Raw genomic sequence first — 20,173 nt, 5'->3', positions numbered from 1 at the left:
GGCCGGGGCCGGGACGCGGGCATAGCGTGCAGGAGGGGGCCGTGCGTACGGCGCCCGATTCCCTTCCGGAGGACACCATGGAGCTCGAGCGGCCGGTGACCGGTGGGCCCTGCTGGACCGAGCTGGGGACCAGCGACCTGGAGGCCGCCGAGCGGTTCTACACCGAGCTGTTCGGCTGGCGCCCCGAGACCGATCCGCGCCAGGAGGCCGGCGGCTACACGGTGGCCCACCTCGGGGACGCGGCGGTGGCCGCCCTCGCGCCGCTGTACCAGGAGTCGCAGCCGGTGGCCTGGAACGTGTCGTTCGCGGTGCGCGACGCGGACGCGGCGGTGGCGTCCGCGCGGGCGGTCGGCGGGACCGTCGTGCTGGACCCCGTGGACGTCTTCGACCTCGGGCGGTTCGCCGTGGTGTTCGATCCGGGCGGCGCGGCCTTCCAGCTCTGGCAGGCGCGGAGCTTCCCCGGCGCAGGACTGTTCAACGCGCCCGGCGCACTCGGCTGGGTCGAGCTGCTGACCCGTGCGCCGGAGCGCGCGAAGTCCTTCTACGCCGCGGTGTTCGGCTGGAGCGTGAGCGCAGGCGGGGACCACCCCCGGTGGGACATCGACGGCGCCCGCTTCGGCGGCATGATCACGATGGACGACAAGTTCCCGCCCGAGGTGCCCTCGCACTGGCTGCCGTACTTCACCGTGGAGGACGTCGAGGACACCGCCCGGATCGCCACCGAGGCGGGCGGCACCCTCCTCATGGAGCCCACCACGGTGCCGGAGGGGCCGCGGATCGCGGTGCTGCGGGATCTCCAGGGGGCCGTGTTCGGTGTCCGCGGGGCGGAAACCGAGGGGTGACCCGGCGCCGACTCAGGCGCGCGGCAGCCCCAGTCGGCCCTCCAGCTGGATCAGCAACTCGCCCAGCAGTACGGCCAGTTCGCGGCGGTCGCCCGTGTCCACCCCCGAGAGCACGGTCTCCTCGTACGCCAGTTGCTCCGGAATGACGCTGTCCACGAGGTCCCGGCCGGCGTCGGTGAGACGGACGTGGGCGACGCGCCGGTCACGGGAGTCGCCCCGGCGCTCGACGAGACCGCGCTCGGTGAGCAGCTTCAGGCGCTTGGTGACGGCGGCGCCGGAGGCGAAGGTCTCGCGGGCGATCTCACTGGGCGTCAGTTCGTGGCCCGTGCGGCGCAGCGTGCCGAGGACGTCGAACTCGGGGCGGGTGAGCCCGGCGTGACGCAGCGGTGCGTCCTCGGCCTGCTGGAGGAGGGCGGCACACCGGTTGACGCGGCCGATGATCTCCATCGGGGCGGTGTCGAGACCGGGGTGCACCGTCTGCCACTGGCGCACCACCTTGGCGACCGTGTCCCCGAGAGCCGCGCCGCTCCCCGCCCCCGCCCGCCCGTTGCCTGCCGTCATGCCCGTGCGCCCTCCGCTTCCCGGAACCCGTGCTGTCGCACCGTCGCCGCGAGCGTACGGTGTCCGGCCCGCTCGACGTGTGTCACCCGCTCCGACGGCAGGGCGCGTTGCCACCATTCGCCGCTCGCGGTGTCGGAGACGGCGCGCAGCTCGACCAGGGCCGCGGCCAGGGCGCGCCGTGCGGCGGGCAGGGCACCGGGGGCGGCGTCCGCGTCGGCGGCGGTGCGGAGCGTGTGCGCGCGGGCGCGCTCCACGGCGGCGAGGGCGTGGGCGACCCGGTCGCCGGAGCGGCGGTCGGTGACGACGACCGCCGTGAGGAAGCCGACCGTCACGCCGACGAGGGTGTCCAGAAGCCGGTCGGTGATCAGCTCGCCGGGGTCCGCGAAGCGGACGAACTCGGTGACGAGGAGGGCCATCGGGGTGACGCAGACCGTGCCGAGCCAGTAGTTGCGGCTGATCAGGGCCTCGGCGCCGAAGCCGAGCGCGAGGCAGCACAGGACCAGCGAGGCCGGGCCGAGGTGGGTGAGCGGGACGAGGGCGGCGAAGGCGAGTACCCCGGCGAGGTTGCCGACGACACGCTGGACGCCCCGGCTCCAGGTGAGGGTGAGGTTCGCCTGGTAGAGCGAGGCGGCGGTGACGAGGGCCCAGTAGGGGCGGCCGACCCCGAGCGCGAGGGAGGCGTATCCGGCGAGGGCGCACCCGAGCGCCGTGCGGACGGCGAGGGGGGCCATCGGGCCGAGAGCGCGCCGCAGCGCCGGACGCCGGCCCTGCTGTCCGGGCCACGTGTCGAGCGGTTCGTCGGCCGCCTCCGCGGGGGCTGCGGCCCGCCCGAGGTGTGCGGCGGTGCGCGGTCGCGGTGCGAGAGCGCGCAGCCGGTCGGGGTGCGCCTCGGCGGGCGCGGCGAGTGCGACGTCGGCGCGGACCAGGAGTGCCGCGAGGGCGCGCCGCGGCTCGGTGCGGGCGCCGGCGGCGAGCAGGATCTGCCAGGCGGTGTGCACGGCGGCCGCGGCGGCCGTGCAGGGCCCGGGCCGCTCGGGTGCCTCGACGTGGGCGGCCACCGCGTTCAGTGCCTGGGCGGTGGCGCGGCACTCCGGGCCGTAGGGGCGCACCAGGCCGGGGGCCATGCACACGAGCCAGGCCCATCCGCCCGCGACGGCGGCCACGGCGAGGTGGCCGGGGACCTGGGCGAGACTCTGGGGCACGAAGAGGGCCGCCGAGGTGACGAACGTGAAGATGACGTTGGCGGGCGGCCCGATCCGGCTCGCGTCGCACAGGGCCTTCTGCGCGGCGGCGAGGAGCGCGCCCACGGTCACCAGCGCCACCGCGTTCGTGGTGAGCGAGGCGGTGACGAGGGCGACCGCGAGTCCGGCGACCATGCCGAGCACGACCCGGGCGAGGGTCGGGGCGCGGTCCGCGTAGGGGCGGTGGTGGGCGTAGAGCGCGCACAGGGAGCCGGCCATCGCGTACATGGCCAGGTCGAGGCGGCCGAGCGTCAGCAGCGTCAGGTTCGGCGGTGCCATCGCGACGACCACGCTGAACGCGGGCTTGAACCAGATCTCGGAGGGGCGGTTCAACCGGAGGGCACCGGCGAGCGGAAGCCGGCGGGCACGGGGTGGTCGGACGCTGCGCATCCCCTAACCTTAACTGGTGTTTTACTCGTGAAATATACGCCCGGACTGTGGCACTCGTCTCGCGCTTCTCGGTGGCGCCCGCCCGCCATGGCGCACTCCCACGCGCTCCCCCGCGTACACCCTTGCGCTCGTATGCGCGCCATCGGGCCCGGGCATGCCCTGACCGACTGTCCGACCTCACTCTCGGCCCGACCTACGTCGTCGAACGGGGAGGTACGTGGTGCACGGACCGGTTTCGGCCGGCTGGCTGCTGGTCGCGCTGTGCGCGGTGACCGGGGGGTACTGCCTGCTGCGGATGCGCAGCGCCGTGGAGGAGCAGCGGCGTGCCGCCGGCGGCGAGGCGCTCATGGGGTTCGGCATGGCGGCGATGGCCGTGCCCGCCGCGGCCGTGACCCCGCCGAGCTGGGCCTGGCTCCTCTACGCGCTCGTGTTCGGCGCGGCCGCGGTGCGCGCGCTGTGGGCGGCTCGTGGGAACGCGCACCATCTGCACCATCTGGTGGGCGCGCTGGCGATGGTCTACATGGCCGCGGTCATGGCCGCCGCGCCGGGCGGCGGTCACGGTGGCACGGGCCTGCCTCTGGTGACGGGGGCGCTGCTGGTGTACTTCGCCGGGTACGTGGTGCGGGCGGGGCTCCGGCTCGTGCCCGCACCGGCCGCCCCGGGGGCGCCGGGGGCGCCGGTTCGGGCCGGGGCGACCGGCTGGGGCGACCGGCCGGAGCTGGCGCGGGCCTGCCGGCTCTCCATGGGCATCGGGATGTTCGCCATGCTGCTGACGGTCTGAACCGCCGCGAGGCCATGGCCGTCGTGGTCTGCGTCACTTCGACGGCCCGGCCCGTGTCGCCGTGCACCGGCCCGCTCATAGGCTGCGGCCCATGATGGTCCCCGCGGCGTTGTTGCTGCTCGGCGCCCTGACCGCCGTCGTCGCCCCGCGACTGCTGGCCCGCGCCGACTGGCTGGACCGTGAACCGGTGGTCGCCCTGTGGGTGTGGCAGTGCGTGGTGGCGGCCGTGCTGCTGTGCTGTGCGCTGTCGATGGCGCTGAGCGCGGCGGCGGCCTGGACGGTGGTGCGCGGGCGGGTGTTCGCGCCGGCGCCGCAGGGGGTCGTGGAGGCGTACGCGCTGGACAGCGGGGGCTCCTGGGCCGTGGCCACCGCCGTGGTGCTCGCCTGCGGCGGGCTGTGGACGGGGACGATGCTGGTTCGCGAAGTCCTGCGGGACCGGCGGCAGCGCCGACGCCGTCATGCCGAACTCCGGCTGCGCGCCCCGCTGTTGCCCGGCGAGGAGCCGGACGGCGACCGACTGGTCGTGGTCGAGGGCGAGCGGCCGGACGCCTGGTGGCTGCCCGGCCCCACGCCCCGACTGGTCATCACCACGGCCGCGTTGCGCCGCCTGGAGGGACCGCAGGTGGATGCCGTGGTCGCCCATGAACAGGGGCACGCGCGGGCCCGCCACCACTGGCTGCTGCACTGTTCGGCGGCGCTGGCGGGCGGGTTCCCCCGGGTTCCGGTGTTCGCCGCGTTCCGCGACGAGATGCACCGCCTGGTCGAACTCGCCGCCGACGACACGGCTTCCCGTCGCCACGGCCGCCTCACCGTCGCCCTCGCCCTCGTGGGTCTGAACGAGGACCGCGGGGTGTTCGGGCCCTGTCCGACCCCCGAGGACCATGTGCCGCAGCGGGTCGACCGGTTGCTCGCGCCCCCGGAGCGGCTCGCCCCGGTGCACCGGCTGCGGCTGACCGCGTCCGCCGCCCTCGTTCCGGTCGTTCCCGTGCTGGTGGCTTTCGTCCCGGCATTGCGGGCACTCGGTAGGTCGTGATTTGGCAAAGAGGGGATCAAGAGCAGCCCAAGGACAACGTGCGGCGCGACGGCTTTGCTCCGGTCGCGGCGCGTGACAGTGATCTCACGCCTCGGCATTGGCCCGAGGCCCCGGGAGTCGGCCAGGATCGCTGTATGCACACCCCCACCGTCGACTCGCCGCCCCACCGGCCGTCGGCCCACCGCACCGTCCGCGCCACCGCCGGTTTCGCGGCGTCCTCCGTGGTGCTGCTCGTCCTGGTCGCGATCTCGTGGGCGCCGCTCATGTCGCTGGACGAGAACATCGCGAACACCACGCACAGATGGGCCGTCGACGAACCCGGCCTCACCCACGCGTTCCGCATCCTGACGGACTGGATCTGGGACCCGGTGACGATGCGTCTGCTGGCGGCGGCCGCTGCGATCTGGCTGGTGTGGCGCCACCGGGAGTGGTGGCTCGCCCTCTGGCTGGCGGTCACCTGCGCGGCGGGCACGGCGCTCCAGCAGGGGCTGAAGGCGGCCGTCGGCCGGGAACGGCCCGCGTGGCCCGACCCCGTCGACTCCGCCCACTACGCCGCGTATCCCTCCGGCCACGCCATGACCGCCGCGGTCGTCCTCGGACTGCTGGTGTGGCTGCTGCACCTGTACGGCGCCGGCCGCGCCGTCGTGCGCACGGCCGTGGTGGTGACCGTCGTCTCCGTCGTGGGCGTCGGGCTGACCCGGATCTGGCTGGGCGTGCACTGGGCGTCGGACGTGCTGGCCGGCTGGCTGCTGGGCGGCCTGACGATCGCCCTGGCGGTGCTCGCGTACGAGAAATGGGGCGCGCCGAGGCGTACTTGACCGGGTGCGCACGGTCACGAAGGATCAACGGCATGACGGTCAAGGGAGTGTTGTTCGACTTCTCCGGGACGCTCTTCCGCGTGGAGTCCACCGAGACCTGGCTCCGCGCGGCCCTCGCCGACTCCTCGCTCACCCTGCCCGAGGCCGAGTTGGTCCGGACGGCCAAGGCGCTGGAGCGTGCGGGCGCCCTGCCGGGCGGCGCGGCCCCCGAGGAAGCGCCGACCGGTGACCTGGGCGGCCTGTGGGCGTTGCGGGACCGGAGCGCCGAGGAGCACCGGGCCGCGTACACCGGCCTCTCCCGTCGGGTGGCGCTCCCGGCCCCCGCGCTCCACGACGCGCTGTACGACCGCCATATGACACCGTCGGCGTGGAGCCCCTACCCGGACGCCGCCGAGGTGCTCGCGACCCTGCGGCGGCGCGGGGTCGCCGTCGGTGTGGTGAGCAACATCGGCTGGGACCTGCGGCCGGTGTTCCGCGCGCACGGCCTCGACGGGCATGTCGACGCCTACGTACTGTCGTACGAGCACGGTGTGCAGAAGCCGGACCCGAGGCTGTTCGCGCTCGCCTGCGCGGAGCTCGGCGTCGACGCGCGGGACACCCTCATGGTCGGTGACGACCGGCGGGCCGACGGCGGTGCGGCGGCGCTGGGGTGCGGGGTGCACTTCGTGGACCATCTGCCGATCGCGGGGCGGCCGGACGGACTGCGGCCCGTGCTGGAGCTGCTGGACTGAGGTGCCGTCGGCCGTCTCACCGTGAGGGGGGCGTCCGCCCGTGTCCGGTGCGCCGCACGGCTGTTCGTCGCCGCCGGACGTCCGTCCCGGACCGTCCCCCGTGCGGCCCGGGACGAACAACGGCCGGGCGGGCGCACACAGGGGCGCCGCCCGGAGGCGCTGAGTATAGTTCGCCGATCGTCCGCCGGCTCGGGAGTTACAGGATGTCCTCGCAGGGCGCCCCGGTCAATGCGGACGCCGGGAGCGCGGTGTCCCGCCGGTCCCCGAAGGGCCCGGCGGGACGGGTGACGTGACCGCGGTGGCGGTCGCGGTACCGCTGTCTCCTACCAGTTGAAGCCGAAGTAGTCCGGCTGCGTCTGAACGTTGAGCTCACGCATGTGGACCCACTTGGCCGGGTCCGTCCGCCTGTCGTTGATCTTCAGGACGTCGAAGCCCTTCACGAGGTCGTTCGAGTAGATGTAGCCGTTGTAGTAGTACGCCGACCAGGAGCCGCCGCCCACCAGGGTGGTGGTGGAGATCGGACCGCGTTCGAAGTACGCGATCTCCTTGGGCTTGGAGGAGTCTGTGAAGTCCCAGACGGAGACACCGCCCTGGTACCACGCCTGGACCATGATGTCCTTGCCCGGGACCGGGATCAGCGAGCCGTTGTGGGCGACGCAGTTCTCGGTGTCGGCCTGGTGACGGGGGATCTTGTAGTAGCTCTTGAAGACGAGCTTGCGCTGGTCGCCCTTGCCGACGATGTCGTAGATGCCGTCGGCACCGCGGTTCGGGCCGATCGCCTCGTTGCAGGTGGCCGCGCCGCCGCCGCCCAACTCGTCGGTGAAGACGACCTTGTTCGCCTTCAGGTTGAAGCTGGCCGAGTGCCAGAACGCGAAGTTCACGTTGTCCTGGACCTGGTCGATGACCTTCGGGTTCTCCGGGTCCTTGATGGAGAACAGGATGCCGTCGCCCATGCACGCGCCGGCGGCGAGGTCCTTCGACGGCAGCACCGTGATGTCGTGGCAGCCGGTGGTCTTGGAGACGCCGGGGTTCGTGGGTGAACCCGGGTTGCCGCCGCCGTCCGGGCCCTCACCGGGGAACAGCACCGGGAAGCCCACCACGGCCGCCTTCTCCGGGGACTTGCGCGGCACCTTGATGACGGAGATGCCGTCGTGCGGGGGCTGGCAGTCGGGGAACGCGGCGTTCGGCGAGTACGAGGAGACGTAGACGTAGATGTTCCTGTGCTCGGGCACCAGGGTGTGGGTGTGCGAGCCGCAGGGCGTCTCCACGGCGGCGACGTACTTCGGGTTCGCCTTGTCGCTGATGTCGAAGATCTTCATGCCCTCCCACGACGACTTCTCCGTCGCGGGCTGCGTGGTGCTGCTGCAGGAGTTGTCGCTGCGCGAGGAGTCCGTGGACAGGAACAGCAGGTTCCCGGAGACGGAGATGTCGTTCTGCGCGCCCGGGCAGAGGACCTGGGCCACCGTCTTGGGCGCCTTCGGGTTGCTGATGTCGAAGACGCGGAAGCCGTCGTAGTTGCCGGCGTAGGCGTACTTGCCCTGGAAGGCGAGGTCCGAGTTGGTGCCCGGCAGCGCGTCCTTGGGGATGTTGGTCAGGTGCTGGATGTTGCTGGAGTGGACGATCTCGTCCTGGCCGGGGATCTCGCCGGCGGCTATCGCCTCCCGCGCCTCGGCGGCATCGCTCTTGGAGACCTTCTCCCGCACGGCGGGCGAGTCCCCGGGGTCGGGGATCGCGGCCGCCGGACCGGCGGTGAGCAACGCCGCCAGAAGGCCTGCCGCAGTCGCGGCGACCCCCAGACGTCTGCGCCGCGTCCGAAGGTTGTTCAACAGGGTCACTGTGTCCTCCCTTGTGGCCGTTCGCAGTTGAACGGTTCGAGCACCTCCGCAGTATCGTCTTCATCATGCACAGATCAACAGACGGCAATGCATTTGTAACGAACAAATTTGATCAACCGAACGCGAAAGCGTGTTAGGAACGTTCGTCAACACTCAAGAGATGTACGCCCGTTGCTGTGCCCCAGGAGGTCACTGTGCTCGTTCGCCGCACGTCCCGCGCGCCGCTGGTCACGGCCTCGCTGACGGTCGCTCTGCTGGTGCTCGCGGGCTGCGACTCGGGGACCGAGGCTGCCCCCGACGGCGGCTCGGGCGGGTCGAGCGGACCGGCGGTGATCGCGCCCGGAAAACCCGGTGAGGCCGCCCGAACCCTCTCGCCGGAAGACGTCGAGAAGCAGCGGGCGGAGGACGACTCTCCGAATTCCGCGGACTTCGACTACGCCCGCATGATGATCCAGCACCACGCCCAGGCCCTGGAGATGACCGAACTCGCCCCCGACCACGCGAAGTCGACCCAGGTGAAGCGGATCGCCGAGCGCATCTCGGCCGCCCAGAAGCCCGAGATCGAGGCCATGGAAGGGTGGCTGCAGGCCAACGGCGACGACGGGCAGGACACTTCGCACGACCACGGGAAGATGCCCGGCATGGCGACCGCGGCCCAGCTGAAGGAGCTCGGCACGCTCGACGGGAAGAAGTTCGACCAGTTGTTCCTGAAGCTGATGATCACCCATCACGAGGGGGCGATCACCATGGCCACGGATGTGAAGGCGCAGGGCAACAACATCCTGATCGAGGAGATGGCCGACGACGTCATCGCCCAGCAGACCACGGAGATCAGCCGGATGCGCGACCTGACGCAGTGACCGGCCGTCCTGCCCCGGGCCCCCGGCCCCGGTCTCAGCGGCGGGCGTGGCGGGGGCCGAGCAGGCCCTCGTCACGCGCCCCGGCGATCAGCCGCAGCGCCTTGCGGCGACTGTGCCCGGTCGCGCACATCACCGCGAGGACCGGGTCGTAGCCGCACCGCTGCGCGGCGAGATACTCCTCGGCCACCAGCCGCCGCCCCTCCACACCGCGCGGCCACGCGGGCCGGGCCCGCCGCCCGGGGCCGTACGGGGTCCGCGGCGGCTCCTCCTCGACGAGGTCCGGCACCGTGCCGCACGCCTCGAACAGCGGGCCCTCGATCCAGTCGGCGAGCTCCGCGAGGTCGTCCAGGGACAGCGGTGGCTGGGCGCGTACGTCCTCCAGCGACAGCCGGCCCCCGCAGACCACGGCGAGGACCTCGACCCCGGCACCGTCAGGGAACGAGAGCCGGGCGTTGAACCAGGCCGTGGCGCCGTCGTGCTCCTGCACTTCCCACGCGGGCCGCACGGACACCGCGGCGTCCTGCCAGTGGCGGTCGGAGAGATTGAGAAAGGATGCTTCCAGCACCCACGCAACGTAAACGCATGATCACATTCTCTGCGTACAGCCACGCGTGCCGGGAACGCACGGCACCCCGACGGCGCAGCATCCCGCCCTCGGCTTCCCACCCCTCCCCCGGCGGGCCCGGGGGTGGGATCCTTGAGGCGTCAGCGCATCTCCTCGCGCAAGGAGTTCCGCCGTGCTGCGCGTCGCCGTCGTCGGTTCGGGGCCGAGCGGGTGCTACACCGCCCAGAGCCTCGTCCAGCAGGACCCGGGGGTGCACGTCCATGTGCTGGACCGGCTGCCGTGCCCGTACGGCCTGGTGCGCTACGGGGTGGCCCCGGACCACGAGAAGATCAAGTCGCTGCAGAACAACCTGCGGACCGTGCTGGAGCACGAGCGGGTGCGGTTCCTCGGCGGCGTCCGGGTGGGCGCGGGCGGGGTGCCCGTCGCCCGGCTGCGGGAGCTGTACCACGCGGTCGTGTACTGCGTGGGCGCCGCGACGGACAGACGGCTGGGCATCCCGGGCGAGGAACTGCGCGGCAGCTGGTCGGCGACCGAGTTCGTCTCCTGGTACAGCGCGCACCCGGACGCGGTGGCCGACGGCTTCCTCGCCGGGGCCCGCACCGCCGTCGTCGTCGGGGTGGGCAACGTCGCGGTGGACGTCACTCGGATGCTCGCGCGCGGGGCGGACGAACTGACGCCCACCGACATGCCCCAGGCCGCCCTGGACTCCCTCGCCGCCGGCACGGTCACCCGCGTGCACATGGTGGGCCGCCGGGGCCCCTCCCAGGCGCGGTTCACCACCAAGGAGCTACGCGAGCTGAGCACCCTCCCGGACACCCGGGTGACCGTCGACCCGGCCGAACTGGAGCTGGACCCCGGCTATGTCGACCCGTCGTCCCTGCCCGCCGCGCAGCGCCGCAACGTCGAGGTGCTGCGCGGCTGGGCCACCGCGCCCGCCCCGGCCCGCCGCCACGGCATCCGGCTGCGCTTCTTCCTGCGGCCCGTCGAGATCCTCGCCGACGGGGACCGCGTCCGCGGCGTACGCCTGGAGCGCACGGAGCCCGACGGCCACGGCGGGGTGAGCGGCACCGGACGGTACGAGGAGATCGAGGCCCAACTGGTCCTCCGCTCGGTCGGCTACCGGGGCGTCCCGGTCGACGGCCTCCCCTTCGACCCGGTCCACGGCACGGTCCCGCACGCCGCCGGCCGCGTGTTGCGCGACGGGGTGCCCTCCCCGGGCGAGTACGTGGCCGGCTGGATCAAGCGCGGCCCCACCGGGGTGATCGGCACCAACCGACCCTGCGCGAAGGAGACGGCGACCTCACTGCTGGAGGACGCGCCGGAGCTCTCTGCCAGGAGCCTGCCGGACGACCCGGTGGCGCTGCTCCGGACAGCGGGATACGAGCCGGTCGAGTGGCCCGGCTGGCAGTCGATAGAGAGGGCCGAGGCGGACTTGGGGGCATCCCTGGGCAGAGGCGTGGTGAAGATCCCCGACTGGGAGTCCCTGATGACGGCCGCGCGCGGTGGCGTCGTGCCCTGAGGGGCGGGGGCGGGCACGGTCGGGGTCCGTAGGGTCGGGATCCGTCTGTGTCCGTCGTGGGTTCAGTCGGCCGCGAGGCGGGCGGCCTCCCGGGCGGCGGCGTCGACGAGGGTGTCGAGGAGCCCCGGGAAGAGGCCGTCGAGGTCGTCCCGGCGCAGACCGTTCATCTTGGCCGTGCCCCGGTAGACCTGCCGGATCACCCCGCTCTCGCGCAGCACCCGGAAGTGGTGGGTGGTCGTCGACTTGGTGACGGGCAGGTCGAAGTACGAGCACGAGAGCTCGTCGCTGTCTGCGGCGAGTTCGCGCACGATGCGCAGCCGCATGGGGTCGGAGAGCGCGTGCAGCACGGCCTCCAGCCGGATCTCCTCCCGTGTCGGGTGCGGGAGGTCGCGGCTGCTGACGGCGGGCGAGGTCACGGTGGCTCCACTGCGTCGGGTCTTCAGGGAGAACCCATTGTACGAGACCTATCGTAGTTTGACATCCGCCGTACTACGATGACTATCGTACGAGTCGTACACCGTCCGCTCCGTGACGGCAGCCCTGTGACGATTGGAGTCGCCGTGAGCGCGCTCTTCGAGCCCTACCGCCTGCGTGAACTGACCATCCCGAACCGGGTGTGGATGCCCCCGATGTGCCAGTACTCGGCCGCACCGGAGGGCCCCACGGCGGGCGCCCCGAACGACTGGCACTTCGCGCACTACGCGGCGCGCGCCACCGGCGGTACGGGTCTGATCATCGTCGAGGCGACCGCCGTGTCCCCCGAGGGCCGCATCTCGCCGTACGACCTCGGCCTGTGGAACGACACCCAGGTCGAGGCGTTCCGCCGGATCACCGGGTTCCTGAAGGGGCAGGGGACGGTGCCGGCCGTGCAGCTCGCGCACGCGGGGCGCAAGGCCTCGACCGATCAGCCGTGGCGGGGCGGGGCTCCGGTCGGCGCGGACGCGCACGGCTGGCAGCCGGTCGCGCCCAGCGCGCTGGCCTTCGACGAACTGCATCCGGTGCCGGATGAGTTGACGGTTCATCAGATCAGTGACGTCGTCGGGCAGTTCGCGGAGGCGGCCCGCAGGGCTTTGGCCGCCGGGTTCGAGGTGGTCGAGATCCACGGCGCACACGGCTATCTGATCAACGAGTTCCTCTCCCCGCACTCCAACCGGCGCACCGACTCCTACGGCGGCTCGTGGGAGAACCGGATCCGTCTCGCGCTCGAAGTCGTCGACGCGGTACGGGAGGTGTGGCCGGCGGAGAAGCCGCTGTTCTTCCGGGTCTCCGCCACCGAGTGGCTGGAGGAGGGCGGCTGGACCGCCGACGACACGGTCCGGCTGGCCGCCGAGCTGAAGGCGCACGGCGTGGATCTGTTGGACGTCTCCTCGGGCGGCAACGCCCCCGGGGTCCACATCCCCGTCGGCCCCGGCTACCAGGTGCCCTTCGCCGCCCGGGTCAGGAACGAGAGCGCGCTGCCCGTCGCCGCCGTCGGCCTGATCACGGAGGCCGAGCAGGCCGAGAAGATCCTCGCCAACGGCGAGGCCGACGCGGTCCTGCTCGGCCGGGAACTGCTCCGCAGCCCCTCCTGGGCCCGGCAGGCGGCCCGTGAACTCGGGGGCGAGGTGCGTGTCCCCGAGCAGTACCACCGCTCGGTCTAGGCCGGCCCGGGGCACCGGCACGGGGGCGCGCCCGGGCCACCGGTACGGGCGTCTCGCGTGCCGGTCAGCCCCGCCGGAGCAGCCGGGGCGGGACCGCCTCGGCCAGGATCCGGTAGCCCTCCGGGTCGAGGTGCAGCCAGTCGCCGTCGTGCAGGCCGGGCAGGAGACGGCTCGGGTCTGCGGGGTCGCGGACCGCGCGGTCGAAGTCGAGGACGGCGTCGAAGCGGCCGCTGCCGCGGATCCAGGCGTTGACGGTCTGCCGCGCGGCCTCACGGTGCCCGGCGGCGTCGTCGTAGAGGGTGTTGCCGCCGAAGGGCAGCAGGGTGGCGCCGTACACCCGGATGCCCTGTGCGTGGGCGCGGACGATGATCTGCTCGTAGCCGGCGATGAGGTCGGCGGCGACGCGCTGCTGGGCGGCGGGGGTGGCGTCGGCGGTGCCCAGGTCGTTGACGCCCTCGAAGACGATGAGCTGTCCGACCGCGCTGTGGGCCAGGACGTCGCGGTCCAGGCGGGCGAGGGCGCCCGGCCCGAGCCCGTCGTCGAGCACGCGGTTGCCGCCCGCCGCCTGGTTCACCACGGCGATGTGCCGGGTGCCGGGCTGCCGCTGCAGCCGGTCGAAGAGCTGGTCCGGCCAGCGGTTGTTGCCGTTGGTGGTGGAGCCCCGGCCGTCGGTGAGCGAGTCACCGAGGACGGCGACGGCGGTCGTGGCGGGCCGGGACAGCACCTCGACATCACTGAGCAGGTACCAGTGGTTGGTCGGGGTCGCGCCGGGCAGGTCCGCGTCCTCGGTGTGGTCGCCGTGCAGCAGGTACGAGGTGGTGCGGGAGCCGGGGTGCGAGGTGAGGGCGAGGGATGCCTGCCCCTCGGCGAGGTACGCCGTCACGGTGAGGTTGGTGCCGGGCCTCAGCGCGAAGCCCAGCGGGTCCGAGACCACTTGGGCGCCGACCGGCACGGTCGTGGACCTTCGCCCGCTGAATGTCACCGGCCGGGAGGTGCCGGGTTCGATGGCGCCGACGCCCGCCCGCCCGTCCAGCGGCAGGGCCACCCGTACGGCGGTCAGGGGCAGCGCGCTGCCCCCGAAGGCGTTGGAGAAGCGCAGCCGGAGGCGGTCGCCGCCGGTGGTGACGCGCACGGTCTGCCGCAGGGTGGTGTCGACCAGCACGGCCCGGTCCCCGGTGAACGGCGCCGGCGGCATGTTGTGCGGCTCGGTGAGCTGCGGCATCGCGGACCAGGTGTTCACCCAGTGCCGGGCGGCCGTCGCCGTGTCCCCGGCGCCGGTCCGGTCCGCCCGGTGCGGGCTCCTGACCAGGGCGACCACGGCGGACGAGGCCACCACGAGGGCCAGGGCGAGGACACAGACACCGAGCACGGCGGCGAACGGCGCCCTGCCGGACGGCCGGACGGGCTGAGGGCTGTCGATCGGGTGCAAGGACGGTGCCTCTCTGCGGAAGGGGGCGGAAGCGGGCGGGGACCGGGGCGAACTCTCCGCCCCGGTCGGGCGTCAACCCGTCGTGCACGCCGTCCCGTTGAGCGTGTACGCCGAGGGGGCCGCGCTGTTGCCGGTGTGGGTGGCCTGGTAGCCGATGCTGACGCTCGCTCCGGGTGCGATCGCGGCGTTGTACGTGGCGTTCGTCGCCGTCACGGCCCCGCTCGCCGGGCTGTACGTCGCGCCCCAGCCGTTGGTGACGGTCTGTCCGGAGGGCAGGGTGAACCCCAGCTTCCAGCCGTTGACCGCCGTCGTACCGGTGTTGGTGACGGTCACCGAGGCGGTCAGCCCGGTGCTCCACGCGTCGGTGGTGACGGTCACCTTGCAGGGGCCGGCCGGAGGCTGGGGCGTGGGGCCGGAGCCGCCCAGGCCGAAGAAGGTGAGGACGCGCTCGCCCATGCCCCAGGCGTAGACGTTGTGGCCGGTGCCCTGGAGGCTGATGGCCTCGACGGGGGCGCGGTCACCGGTGCCGCCGTAGCGGGTGCGGGTCCAGTTGGACTGCGGCGAGTCGGTGGCGGCCGGTGTCTGGCCGACACCGTGCACATTGGTCCACTGCTTGATCTCCTCGCCGAAGTTGGGGTAGCGCAGCACGTCGTCGGTGGTGCCGTGCCAGACCTGCATACGCGGCCGGGGCCCGGTGTAGCCGGGGTAGGCACGGCGGACGAGATCGCCCCACGCCTGCGGGGTACGGATGACGGTGCCGTTCGCGCAGTCGCTGTTCCACTCGGAGCCGTTGGTGGTGGCGAAGCAGGCGAAGGGCACGCCCGCGAAGGCGGCGCCGGCGGCGAACACATCGGGGTAGTCGCCGAGAAGGACGTTGGTCATCATCGCGCCGGAGGAGATACCGGTGGCGAAGATCCGGTCGGTGTCGGCGCCGTAGGTGCGGACGGTCCAGTCGACCATGGACTTGATGCCCACGGGGTCACTGCCGCCGCCCCGGGTCAGCGCCTGCGGGGAGGCCACGTCGAAGCACTTGCTGCTCCGGGTGACGGACGGGTACACGACGATGAACCCGTAGCGGTCGGCCAGCGAGGCGTACTCGGTGCCGCTGTACATCGCCGGCCCCGAGCCGGTGCAGTAGTGCACGGCGACCACGATCGCCGGCTTCGTGGTGACGCTGTCCGGGACGTACACGTACATCCGCAGGTTGCTCGGGTTCGGGCCGAATCCGGTGATCTCGGTGAGTGCCGCCCGGGGAGCGGCCTCGGCCCCGGTGTTCGCCGCGGCGGCCGTGGGCGCGGTGAGGAGCGTGGCCGCGAGCAACGCCACGAGCGCTCCCAGCAGCGCGACGAGCACCGGACGCCGTGGTCCGCGCGGGCGGTCGTGGGGGGTGAAAGTCACGTCGTTGTGCCTTCCTGTGACGGGGGCGGGTGCGACGGGAGAGGACGCCGGGTCAGGACGGCGGGAAGGGCATCGTGACATGGACATGGAAGGCATGGAAGCGCTCCCACATGTCGAAAGAATTCGCCCGCGCCGACCCGTCGAAGCCACCGGACCGGCTCGTCCCGCACGAACGACAGCCCTCACCAGGCCCGACCCAATGTCTTTTGCGCAAAGCGTTGACTAGAAAGCGCTTGCCCCCTACGTTCCGTTCAACGATGTGAACCAATCGTCAGCAGCAAGCCCCCATGCTCGCTCTCGACGATCAGAACAGTGGACATCATTCATGTACATGGCCCTCCAGCCCTCGCCCTGAAGGGACGCACCCGCATGCGTACCGTCCCCCCACGTACACAGACGCAAAGATCAGCCCTGGTGGTGGCCGCCGCCGCCCTGCTGACAGGCGCCACCCTCGCCGTGCCGCACTCGGCGGGCGCGGCGGAGACCTCGCCGATCGGGTACGGCGCCGGGACCACCGGCGGCGGCAGCGCCTCCGCGGTCACGGTCTCCACGCTCGCCGCCTTCCGGACCGCCGTCACCGGGAACACGGCCAAGGTCGTCCGCGTGAACGGCCTGATCTCGCTCAGCGGTCAGGTCGACGTCGGCTCCAACACGACGGTGCTGGGCGTGGGTTCGTCGTCCGGGTTCACCGGTGGCGGCCTGCGGATCAAGGAGCGGACCAATGTCGTCGTCCGCAACCTGAACATCAGCAAGCCGGTCGCGCCCGCCGACGGGATCACCGTGCAGGAGTCCACGAAGGTGTGGATCGACCACAACTCCTTCTCGGCGGACCGCAGTCACGACAAGGACCACTACGACGGCCTGCTGGACATCAACCACGGCTCGGACAACGTGACGGTGTCGTGGAACACCTTCAAGGAGCACTTCAAGGGCTCGCTCGTCGGGCACAGCGACAACAACGCCTCCGAGGACACCGGCCGCCTGAAGGTGACGTACCACCACAACCACTTCAGCAACGTGTACTCGCGCATCCCGAGTCTGCGCTTCGGCACCGGGCACTTCTACAACAACTACGTGAACGGCGCCGAGACCGCCTGCCACTCGCGCATGGGCGCGCAGATGCTCGTGGAGAACAACGTCTTCCGCGACACGGGAGTCGCGGTCACCACGAACCGCAGCAGTGACGTGGACGGCTACGCGAATCTGCGCGGCAACGACCTCGGTGGGGCCGCCACCGAGATCTCCCGGGTGGGGAGCTTCACCACCCCGCCCTACGGCTACAGCGCCGAGCCCGCCTCCTCCGTCGTCGCCTCGGTGACCTCGGGTGCGGGCGCCGGGAAACTCTGAGAACCCGCCAACCCCCCATCCGCTCGGACCACAGAAGGAATCGGGACATGACTTCTGCAGCACGTCCGCGTGCCCGCACACGCGCGCTGACCGGCACGTTCGCCGCGTTCAGCCTCTCGTTTGGCATGATCATGACCAGCGGCGCCACTCCGGCGAACGCCGCCACCTGGCCGTCCGCCAACGGCAGTCAGCCGGTCTCCTCCACCATCTCGGTGTCGGGTACCCGCGACGGCGGCATGGTCCGCTACTACGGCAGCGGCGCACTGGCCGGCGACGGACAGGAGGAGGGCCAGGACCCGATCTTCAAGCTCGCGGCCGGCGCGACGCTGAAGAACGTCATCATCGGCGCGCCCGGCGCCGACGGCATCCACTGCGAGGGCAACTGCACCCTGCAGAACGTCTGGTGGGAGGACGTCGGCGAGGACGCGGCGACCTTCCGCGGCGGCTCCACCTACACGGTGACCGGCGGCGGCGCCAAGAAGGCGGCCGACAAGGTCTTCCAGCACAACGGGCCCGGCACCCTGAACATCTCCAACTTCGCGGTCAGCGAGTTCAAGACGCTGTACCGCTCCTGCGGCGACTGCTCGACGCAGTACACCCGCAAGGTGAACCTCAGCAACATCGAGGTGACCGGGACGGGCTCCACGGCGCGGCTGGTCGGCATCAACGTCAACCGGGGCGACGTGGCGACCCTGCGGGGCATCACGATCCTCAACGACAGCGGCCGCAAGGTCATCCCGTGCCAGAAGTACAACAACAACTCCGCTGTCGGCACCGGCCCCGACAGCACCAACTGCAAGTACTCCACCTCGGACATCACCTACCGGTGACAGCGCTCGTCACCCACCGGTGAGTCCCCCGGCGGCCGGACGGAGCACCCCCCACGGGCCTCGTCCGGCCGCCGGCCTCGCGCGGGACGATCGCCGTCACGTCCACGCCCGCCCGCGCTCATGCTCATGCTCATGCTCACCAGGTCGTGCGCTCACCAGATCTTGCGCTCCCAGAGCGGACCGATCCGCTCCCACTCCACGTCCCACTGGTCCATCCGCCGCCGTTCCATCCGGCCGCGCACCAGCCGGCCGCCCACGTAGGGCACGGCCGCCACGAACAGACCCGCGAAACCGCCCACGAGCGCGGCACGGATCCGGGCCTGGGACTCGCTGGCGGGCTTGGTGACCAGCAGCCCCTCGGCGTCCGTCCAGACGGTGACCGACTCTCCCGTCAGGCCTGCGGGGTCGACCCGGGCCTGGCCCTCGTGCTCGGAACCGTCCGGCGCGGTCCAGCGGACCTTCGCCCACACCTTCTCCGGGGCCGTACCGCTCTGGCCGGACGGCTCGGGCGCGTCCTCCGTGAGGACCGCGCCGACCGGGCGCCACTCGGCGCGCTGCCGGGCGAGGCCGGACTCCACGGAGTCGGCGGCCAGGAGGCCCGCGACCATCCCGCCGAACAGTGTCAGTGCCCAGGCGATCAGCACGACCCAGGACTCCAGCCGGTCGCTGCGCCGTCTGAGCGGGTTGCGCCGCCATCGCCACAGCCACACCTTCGGACCACGGAATGCCACCATCGGGGGCACCCTCCCTCGCACACGCAGGACTGCCGGACCGCTCTCCCATACGGCGGCGGCTCCCGGCCCGCTCATGCGATGTGGGTCACCCCCGTCGACCCCGGTCGGCGCCGGCCGCCCGTCCGGGGCCTCCCACGCCCGCTGACCTGCGGCGGAGCCGCTTCGAGGGGTGACTGTCAGTGGCGGGGTGCAGACTGGCCGGTGACTGGGGACGACGATGTCCGGGAGGTGGCCGGGATGGCCGAGGTACTGCTCACCGTGGGCACACGCAAGGGGTTGTTCATCGGACGGCGGCGGGGGGCCGCCTGGGAGTTCGACGAGACGCCGTACTTCAACGCGCAGGCGATCTACGCGGTCGCCATCGACACCCGCTCAAAGACCCCGCGGCTGCTGGTCGGCGGCGACAGCGCCCACTGGGGACCCTCCGTCTTCCACTCCGACGATCTCGGCCGCACCTGGACCGAGCCCGCCCGGCCCGCGGTCAAGTTCCCCAAGGACACCGGCGCCTCGCTGGAGCGGGTCTGGCAGCTGCACCCCTCGGCCGCCGAACCGGACGTGGTGTACGCGGGCACGGAACCGGCCGCGTTGTACCGCTCGGAGGACCGGGGCGAGACCTTCGAGCTGGTACGGCCGCTGTGGGAGCACCCGACGCGCGACAGGTGGGCCCCGGGCGGCGGGGGCGAGGGACTGCACACGATCCTCACCGACCGGCGCGATCCGCGCGCGCTGACCGTGGCCGTCTCCGCCGCCGGGGTGTTCCGCACCGAGGACGGCGGGGCCAGCTGGTCCCCCTCCAACTCCGGTGTCTCGGCGGTGTTCCTGCCGGACCCGGACCCGGAGTTCGGCCAGTGCGTGCACAAGGTGACCCGGGACGCGGTGACCCCCGACCGGCTGTACCTCCAGAACCACTGGGGCGTGTACCGCAGTGACGACGCGGGAGGGCACTGGGAGGACATCGGCGCGGGTCTGCCCTCCACCTTCGGTTTCGCCGCGGTGGCCCATCCGCGCCGTGGGGACACCGCCTACGTCTTCCCGATCAACGCCGACGCGGACCGGGTCCCGGCCGACCACCGCTGCCGGGTCTTCCGCACGGCGGACGCGGGCAAGAGCTGGGAGCCGCTGGCGGCGGGACTTCCGACGGCGGACCACTACGGCACGGTGCTGCGCGACGCGATGTGCACGGACGACGCCGACCCGGCGGGCGTGTACTTCGGCAACCGCAACGGCGAGGTGTACGCGTCGGCCGACGACGGCGACAGCTGGCGGCAGTTGGCGTCACATCTGCCGGACGTGCTGTGCGTGCGCGCGGCGGTCGTCGGCTGAGCGGCCGGGAAGGGGCGTCGGCGGCGGCCACGAGTGGCCCCGCCGTCCGTCAAGTCGCCCTGCGGGCGGCCCTGTTCGGCAGCGGCCCTTCGGGCGGCGGACGGGTATGCGTATACCGATGCCCGCCCTGATGTAGCCCTTGTCGGCCAACATCGGCAGGCCCTGGCGGCCGCTCTGTAGAGGGCAGGCAGGGCGTGGATCCCGGGCCGCGGTGATGTCGGCCGTCGATCCGGGTTCAACCTCGGAGACCCACGGTGGGGTGCCGTGCGGGCTGACACGAACTACACGTTGCCGCC

19 protein-coding genes are annotated in these 20,173 nt (G+C 72.3%); 11 read left to right on the top strand and 8 right to left on the bottom strand.

Annotated elements, in window-relative coordinates; genetic code table 11:
- Positions 1 to 77: 77 nt before the first annotated feature.
- On the top strand, positions 78 to 842 hold the full coding sequence (locus ACZ9QC_RS39170; RefSeq protein ID WP_472917450.1) for a VOC family protein: 765 nt from the start codon (positions 78 to 80) through the stop codon (positions 840 to 842).
- Between the two features lie 12 nt (positions 843 to 854).
- Here ACZ9QC_RS39170 and ACZ9QC_RS39165 read toward each other — a convergent pair whose 3' ends face one another.
- Entirely contained in the window at positions 855 to 1,403 is a 549-nt protein-coding gene (locus tag ACZ9QC_RS39165) for a MarR family winged helix-turn-helix transcriptional regulator (protein ID WP_472917449.1), read from the bottom strand.
- Positions 1,400 to 3,034 carry an FUSC family protein gene (locus ACZ9QC_RS39160; RefSeq protein ID WP_472917448.1) on the bottom strand — a complete coding sequence of 545 codons (1,635 nt, stop codon included), beginning with the start codon at positions 3,032 to 3,034 and terminating at the stop codon, positions 1,400 to 1,402. The genes ACZ9QC_RS39165 and ACZ9QC_RS39160 overlap by 4 nt, the downstream gene beginning before the upstream one ends.
- 220 nt (positions 3,035 to 3,254) lie before the next feature.
- Here ACZ9QC_RS39160 and ACZ9QC_RS39155 point away from each other — a divergent pair, with 220 nt between their 5' ends.
- From ACZ9QC_RS39155 to ACZ9QC_RS39140, 4 genes are all read left to right on the top strand, one after another.
- Positions 3,255 to 3,815, top strand: a complete 561-nt coding sequence (locus ACZ9QC_RS39155) for a DUF5134 domain-containing protein (protein WP_472917447.1) — start codon at positions 3,255 to 3,257, stop codon at positions 3,813 to 3,815.
- A 91-nt stretch (positions 3,816 to 3,906) separates the two neighbouring features.
- Positions 3,907 to 4,848, top strand: coding sequence for a M56 family metallopeptidase (locus tag ACZ9QC_RS39150; RefSeq protein ID WP_472917446.1), 942 nt, complete (start codon positions 3,907 to 3,909; stop codon positions 4,846 to 4,848).
- 134 nt (positions 4,849 to 4,982) lie between these two features.
- On the top strand, positions 4,983 to 5,666 hold the full coding sequence (locus tag ACZ9QC_RS39145) for a phosphatase PAP2 family protein (protein ID WP_472917445.1): 684 nt from the start codon (positions 4,983 to 4,985) through the stop codon (positions 5,664 to 5,666).
- Positions 5,667 to 5,698: 32 nt separating this feature from the next.
- A complete protein-coding gene (locus ACZ9QC_RS39140; protein WP_472917444.1) occupies positions 5,699 to 6,397 on the top strand; it encodes an HAD family hydrolase in 699 nt (232 codons plus the stop codon).
- A gap of 323 nt (positions 6,398 to 6,720) precedes the next feature.
- Here the strand turns inward: ACZ9QC_RS39140 and ACZ9QC_RS39135 are convergent, their stop codons facing one another.
- Positions 6,721 to 8,232, bottom strand: a complete 1,512-nt coding sequence (locus ACZ9QC_RS39135) for an LVIVD repeat-containing protein (protein ID WP_472917443.1) — start codon at positions 8,230 to 8,232, stop codon at positions 6,721 to 6,723.
- A gap of 194 nt (positions 8,233 to 8,426) precedes the next feature.
- On the opposite strand from ACZ9QC_RS39135, the gene ACZ9QC_RS39130 reads away from it, so the two are divergent.
- Entirely contained in the window at positions 8,427 to 9,092 is a 666-nt protein-coding gene (locus tag ACZ9QC_RS39130) for a DUF305 domain-containing protein (RefSeq protein ID WP_472917442.1), read from the top strand.
- 34 nt (positions 9,093 to 9,126) lie between these two features.
- Here ACZ9QC_RS39130 and ACZ9QC_RS39125 read toward each other — a convergent pair whose 3' ends face one another.
- Entirely contained in the window at positions 9,127 to 9,603 is a 477-nt protein-coding gene (locus tag ACZ9QC_RS39125) for a DUF6214 family protein (RefSeq protein ID WP_472921936.1), read from the bottom strand.
- A 226-nt stretch (positions 9,604 to 9,829) separates the two neighbouring features.
- Between ACZ9QC_RS39125 and ACZ9QC_RS39120 the strand changes: the two genes are divergently transcribed.
- A complete protein-coding gene (locus ACZ9QC_RS39120) occupies positions 9,830 to 11,176 on the top strand; it encodes an FAD-dependent oxidoreductase (RefSeq protein ID WP_472917441.1) in 1,347 nt (448 codons plus the stop codon).
- Positions 11,177 to 11,238: 62 nt separating this feature from the next.
- Here the strand turns inward: ACZ9QC_RS39120 and ACZ9QC_RS39115 are convergent, their stop codons facing one another.
- Positions 11,239 to 11,592: an ArsR/SmtB family transcription factor gene (locus ACZ9QC_RS39115; protein WP_472917440.1), complete on the bottom strand. Its 354-nt coding sequence runs from the start codon at positions 11,590 to 11,592 to the stop codon at positions 11,239 to 11,241.
- Positions 11,593 to 11,736: 144 nt separating this feature from the next.
- Between ACZ9QC_RS39115 and ACZ9QC_RS39110 the strand changes: the two genes are divergently transcribed.
- Positions 11,737 to 12,816, top strand: a complete 1,080-nt coding sequence (locus ACZ9QC_RS39110) for an NADH:flavin oxidoreductase/NADH oxidase (RefSeq protein WP_472917439.1) — start codon at positions 11,737 to 11,739, stop codon at positions 12,814 to 12,816.
- A gap of 64 nt (positions 12,817 to 12,880) precedes the next feature.
- Here the strand turns inward: ACZ9QC_RS39110 and ACZ9QC_RS39105 are convergent, their stop codons facing one another.
- Both ACZ9QC_RS39105 and ACZ9QC_RS39100 read right to left on the bottom strand, forming a co-directional pair.
- Positions 12,881 to 14,185, bottom strand: coding sequence for an SGNH/GDSL hydrolase family protein (locus tag ACZ9QC_RS39105; protein ID WP_472921935.1), 1,305 nt, complete (start codon positions 14,183 to 14,185; stop codon positions 12,881 to 12,883).
- A gap of 132 nt (positions 14,186 to 14,317) precedes the next feature.
- Positions 14,318 to 15,643 (bottom strand): extracellular catalytic domain type 1 short-chain-length polyhydroxyalkanoate depolymerase, encoded by a 1,326-nt coding sequence (locus tag ACZ9QC_RS39100; RefSeq protein ID WP_472917438.1) that lies wholly within the window; start codon positions 15,641 to 15,643, stop codon positions 14,318 to 14,320.
- Between the two features lie 369 nt (positions 15,644 to 16,012).
- Here ACZ9QC_RS39100 and ACZ9QC_RS39095 point away from each other — a divergent pair, with 369 nt between their 5' ends.
- Positions 16,013 to 16,990, top strand: a complete 978-nt coding sequence (locus ACZ9QC_RS39095) for a pectate lyase family protein (RefSeq protein WP_472917437.1) — start codon at positions 16,013 to 16,015, stop codon at positions 16,988 to 16,990.
- 47 nt (positions 16,991 to 17,037) lie between these two features.
- Positions 17,038 to 17,820: a pectate lyase gene (locus tag ACZ9QC_RS39090; RefSeq protein WP_472917436.1), complete on the top strand. Its 783-nt coding sequence runs from the start codon at positions 17,038 to 17,040 to the stop codon at positions 17,818 to 17,820.
- A 152-nt stretch (positions 17,821 to 17,972) separates the two neighbouring features.
- Here the strand turns inward: ACZ9QC_RS39090 and ACZ9QC_RS39085 are convergent, their stop codons facing one another.
- On the bottom strand, positions 17,973 to 18,554 hold the full coding sequence (locus ACZ9QC_RS39085; protein ID WP_472917435.1) for an Rv1733c family protein: 582 nt from the start codon (positions 18,552 to 18,554) through the stop codon (positions 17,973 to 17,975).
- Positions 18,555 to 18,791: 237 nt separating this feature from the next.
- Between ACZ9QC_RS39085 and ACZ9QC_RS39080 the strand changes: the two genes are divergently transcribed.
- Positions 18,792 to 19,877: a WD40/YVTN/BNR-like repeat-containing protein gene (locus ACZ9QC_RS39080; RefSeq protein ID WP_472917434.1), complete on the top strand. Its 1,086-nt coding sequence runs from the start codon at positions 18,792 to 18,794 to the stop codon at positions 19,875 to 19,877.
- Positions 19,878 to 20,173: the final 296 nt, after the last annotated feature.

The sequence above is a fragment of the Streptomyces sp. HUAS MS02 genome (assembly GCF_055702265.1).
The sequence above is the reverse complement of the archived record's forward strand: the minus strand, read 5'-3'. Positions and strand labels throughout refer to the sequence as shown.

Excerpts from the sequence above, each read along its gene's own strand:
- ACZ9QC_RS39090 (WP_472917436.1), top strand. The coding sequence starts at position 17,038 with ATGACTTCTGCAGCACGTCCGCGTGCCCGCACACGCGCGCTGACCGGC.
- ACZ9QC_RS39160 (WP_472917448.1), bottom strand. The coding sequence starts at position 3,034 with ATGCGCAGCGTCCGACCACCCCGTGCCCGCCGGCTTCCGCTCGCCGGT.
- ACZ9QC_RS39080 (WP_472917434.1), top strand. The coding sequence starts at position 18,792 with ATGGCCGAGGTACTGCTCACCGTGGGCACACGCAAGGGGTTGTTCATC.
- ACZ9QC_RS39145 (WP_472917445.1), top strand. The coding sequence starts at position 4,983 with ATGCACACCCCCACCGTCGACTCGCCGCCCCACCGGCCGTCGGCCCAC.
- ACZ9QC_RS39140 (WP_472917444.1), top strand. The coding sequence starts at position 5,699 with ATGACGGTCAAGGGAGTGTTGTTCGACTTCTCCGGGACGCTCTTCCGC.
- ACZ9QC_RS39150 (WP_472917446.1), top strand. The coding sequence starts at position 3,907 with ATGATGGTCCCCGCGGCGTTGTTGCTGCTCGGCGCCCTGACCGCCGTC.
- ACZ9QC_RS39165 (WP_472917449.1), bottom strand. The coding sequence starts at position 1,403 with ATGACGGCAGGCAACGGGCGGGCGGGGGCGGGGAGCGGCGCGGCTCTC.
- ACZ9QC_RS39170 (WP_472917450.1), top strand. The coding sequence starts at position 78 with ATGGAGCTCGAGCGGCCGGTGACCGGTGGGCCCTGCTGGACCGAGCTG.
- ACZ9QC_RS39085 (WP_472917435.1), bottom strand. The coding sequence starts at position 18,554 with ATGGTGGCATTCCGTGGTCCGAAGGTGTGGCTGTGGCGATGGCGGCGC.
- ACZ9QC_RS39095 (WP_472917437.1), top strand. The coding sequence starts at position 16,013 with ATGCGTACCGTCCCCCCACGTACACAGACGCAAAGATCAGCCCTGGTG.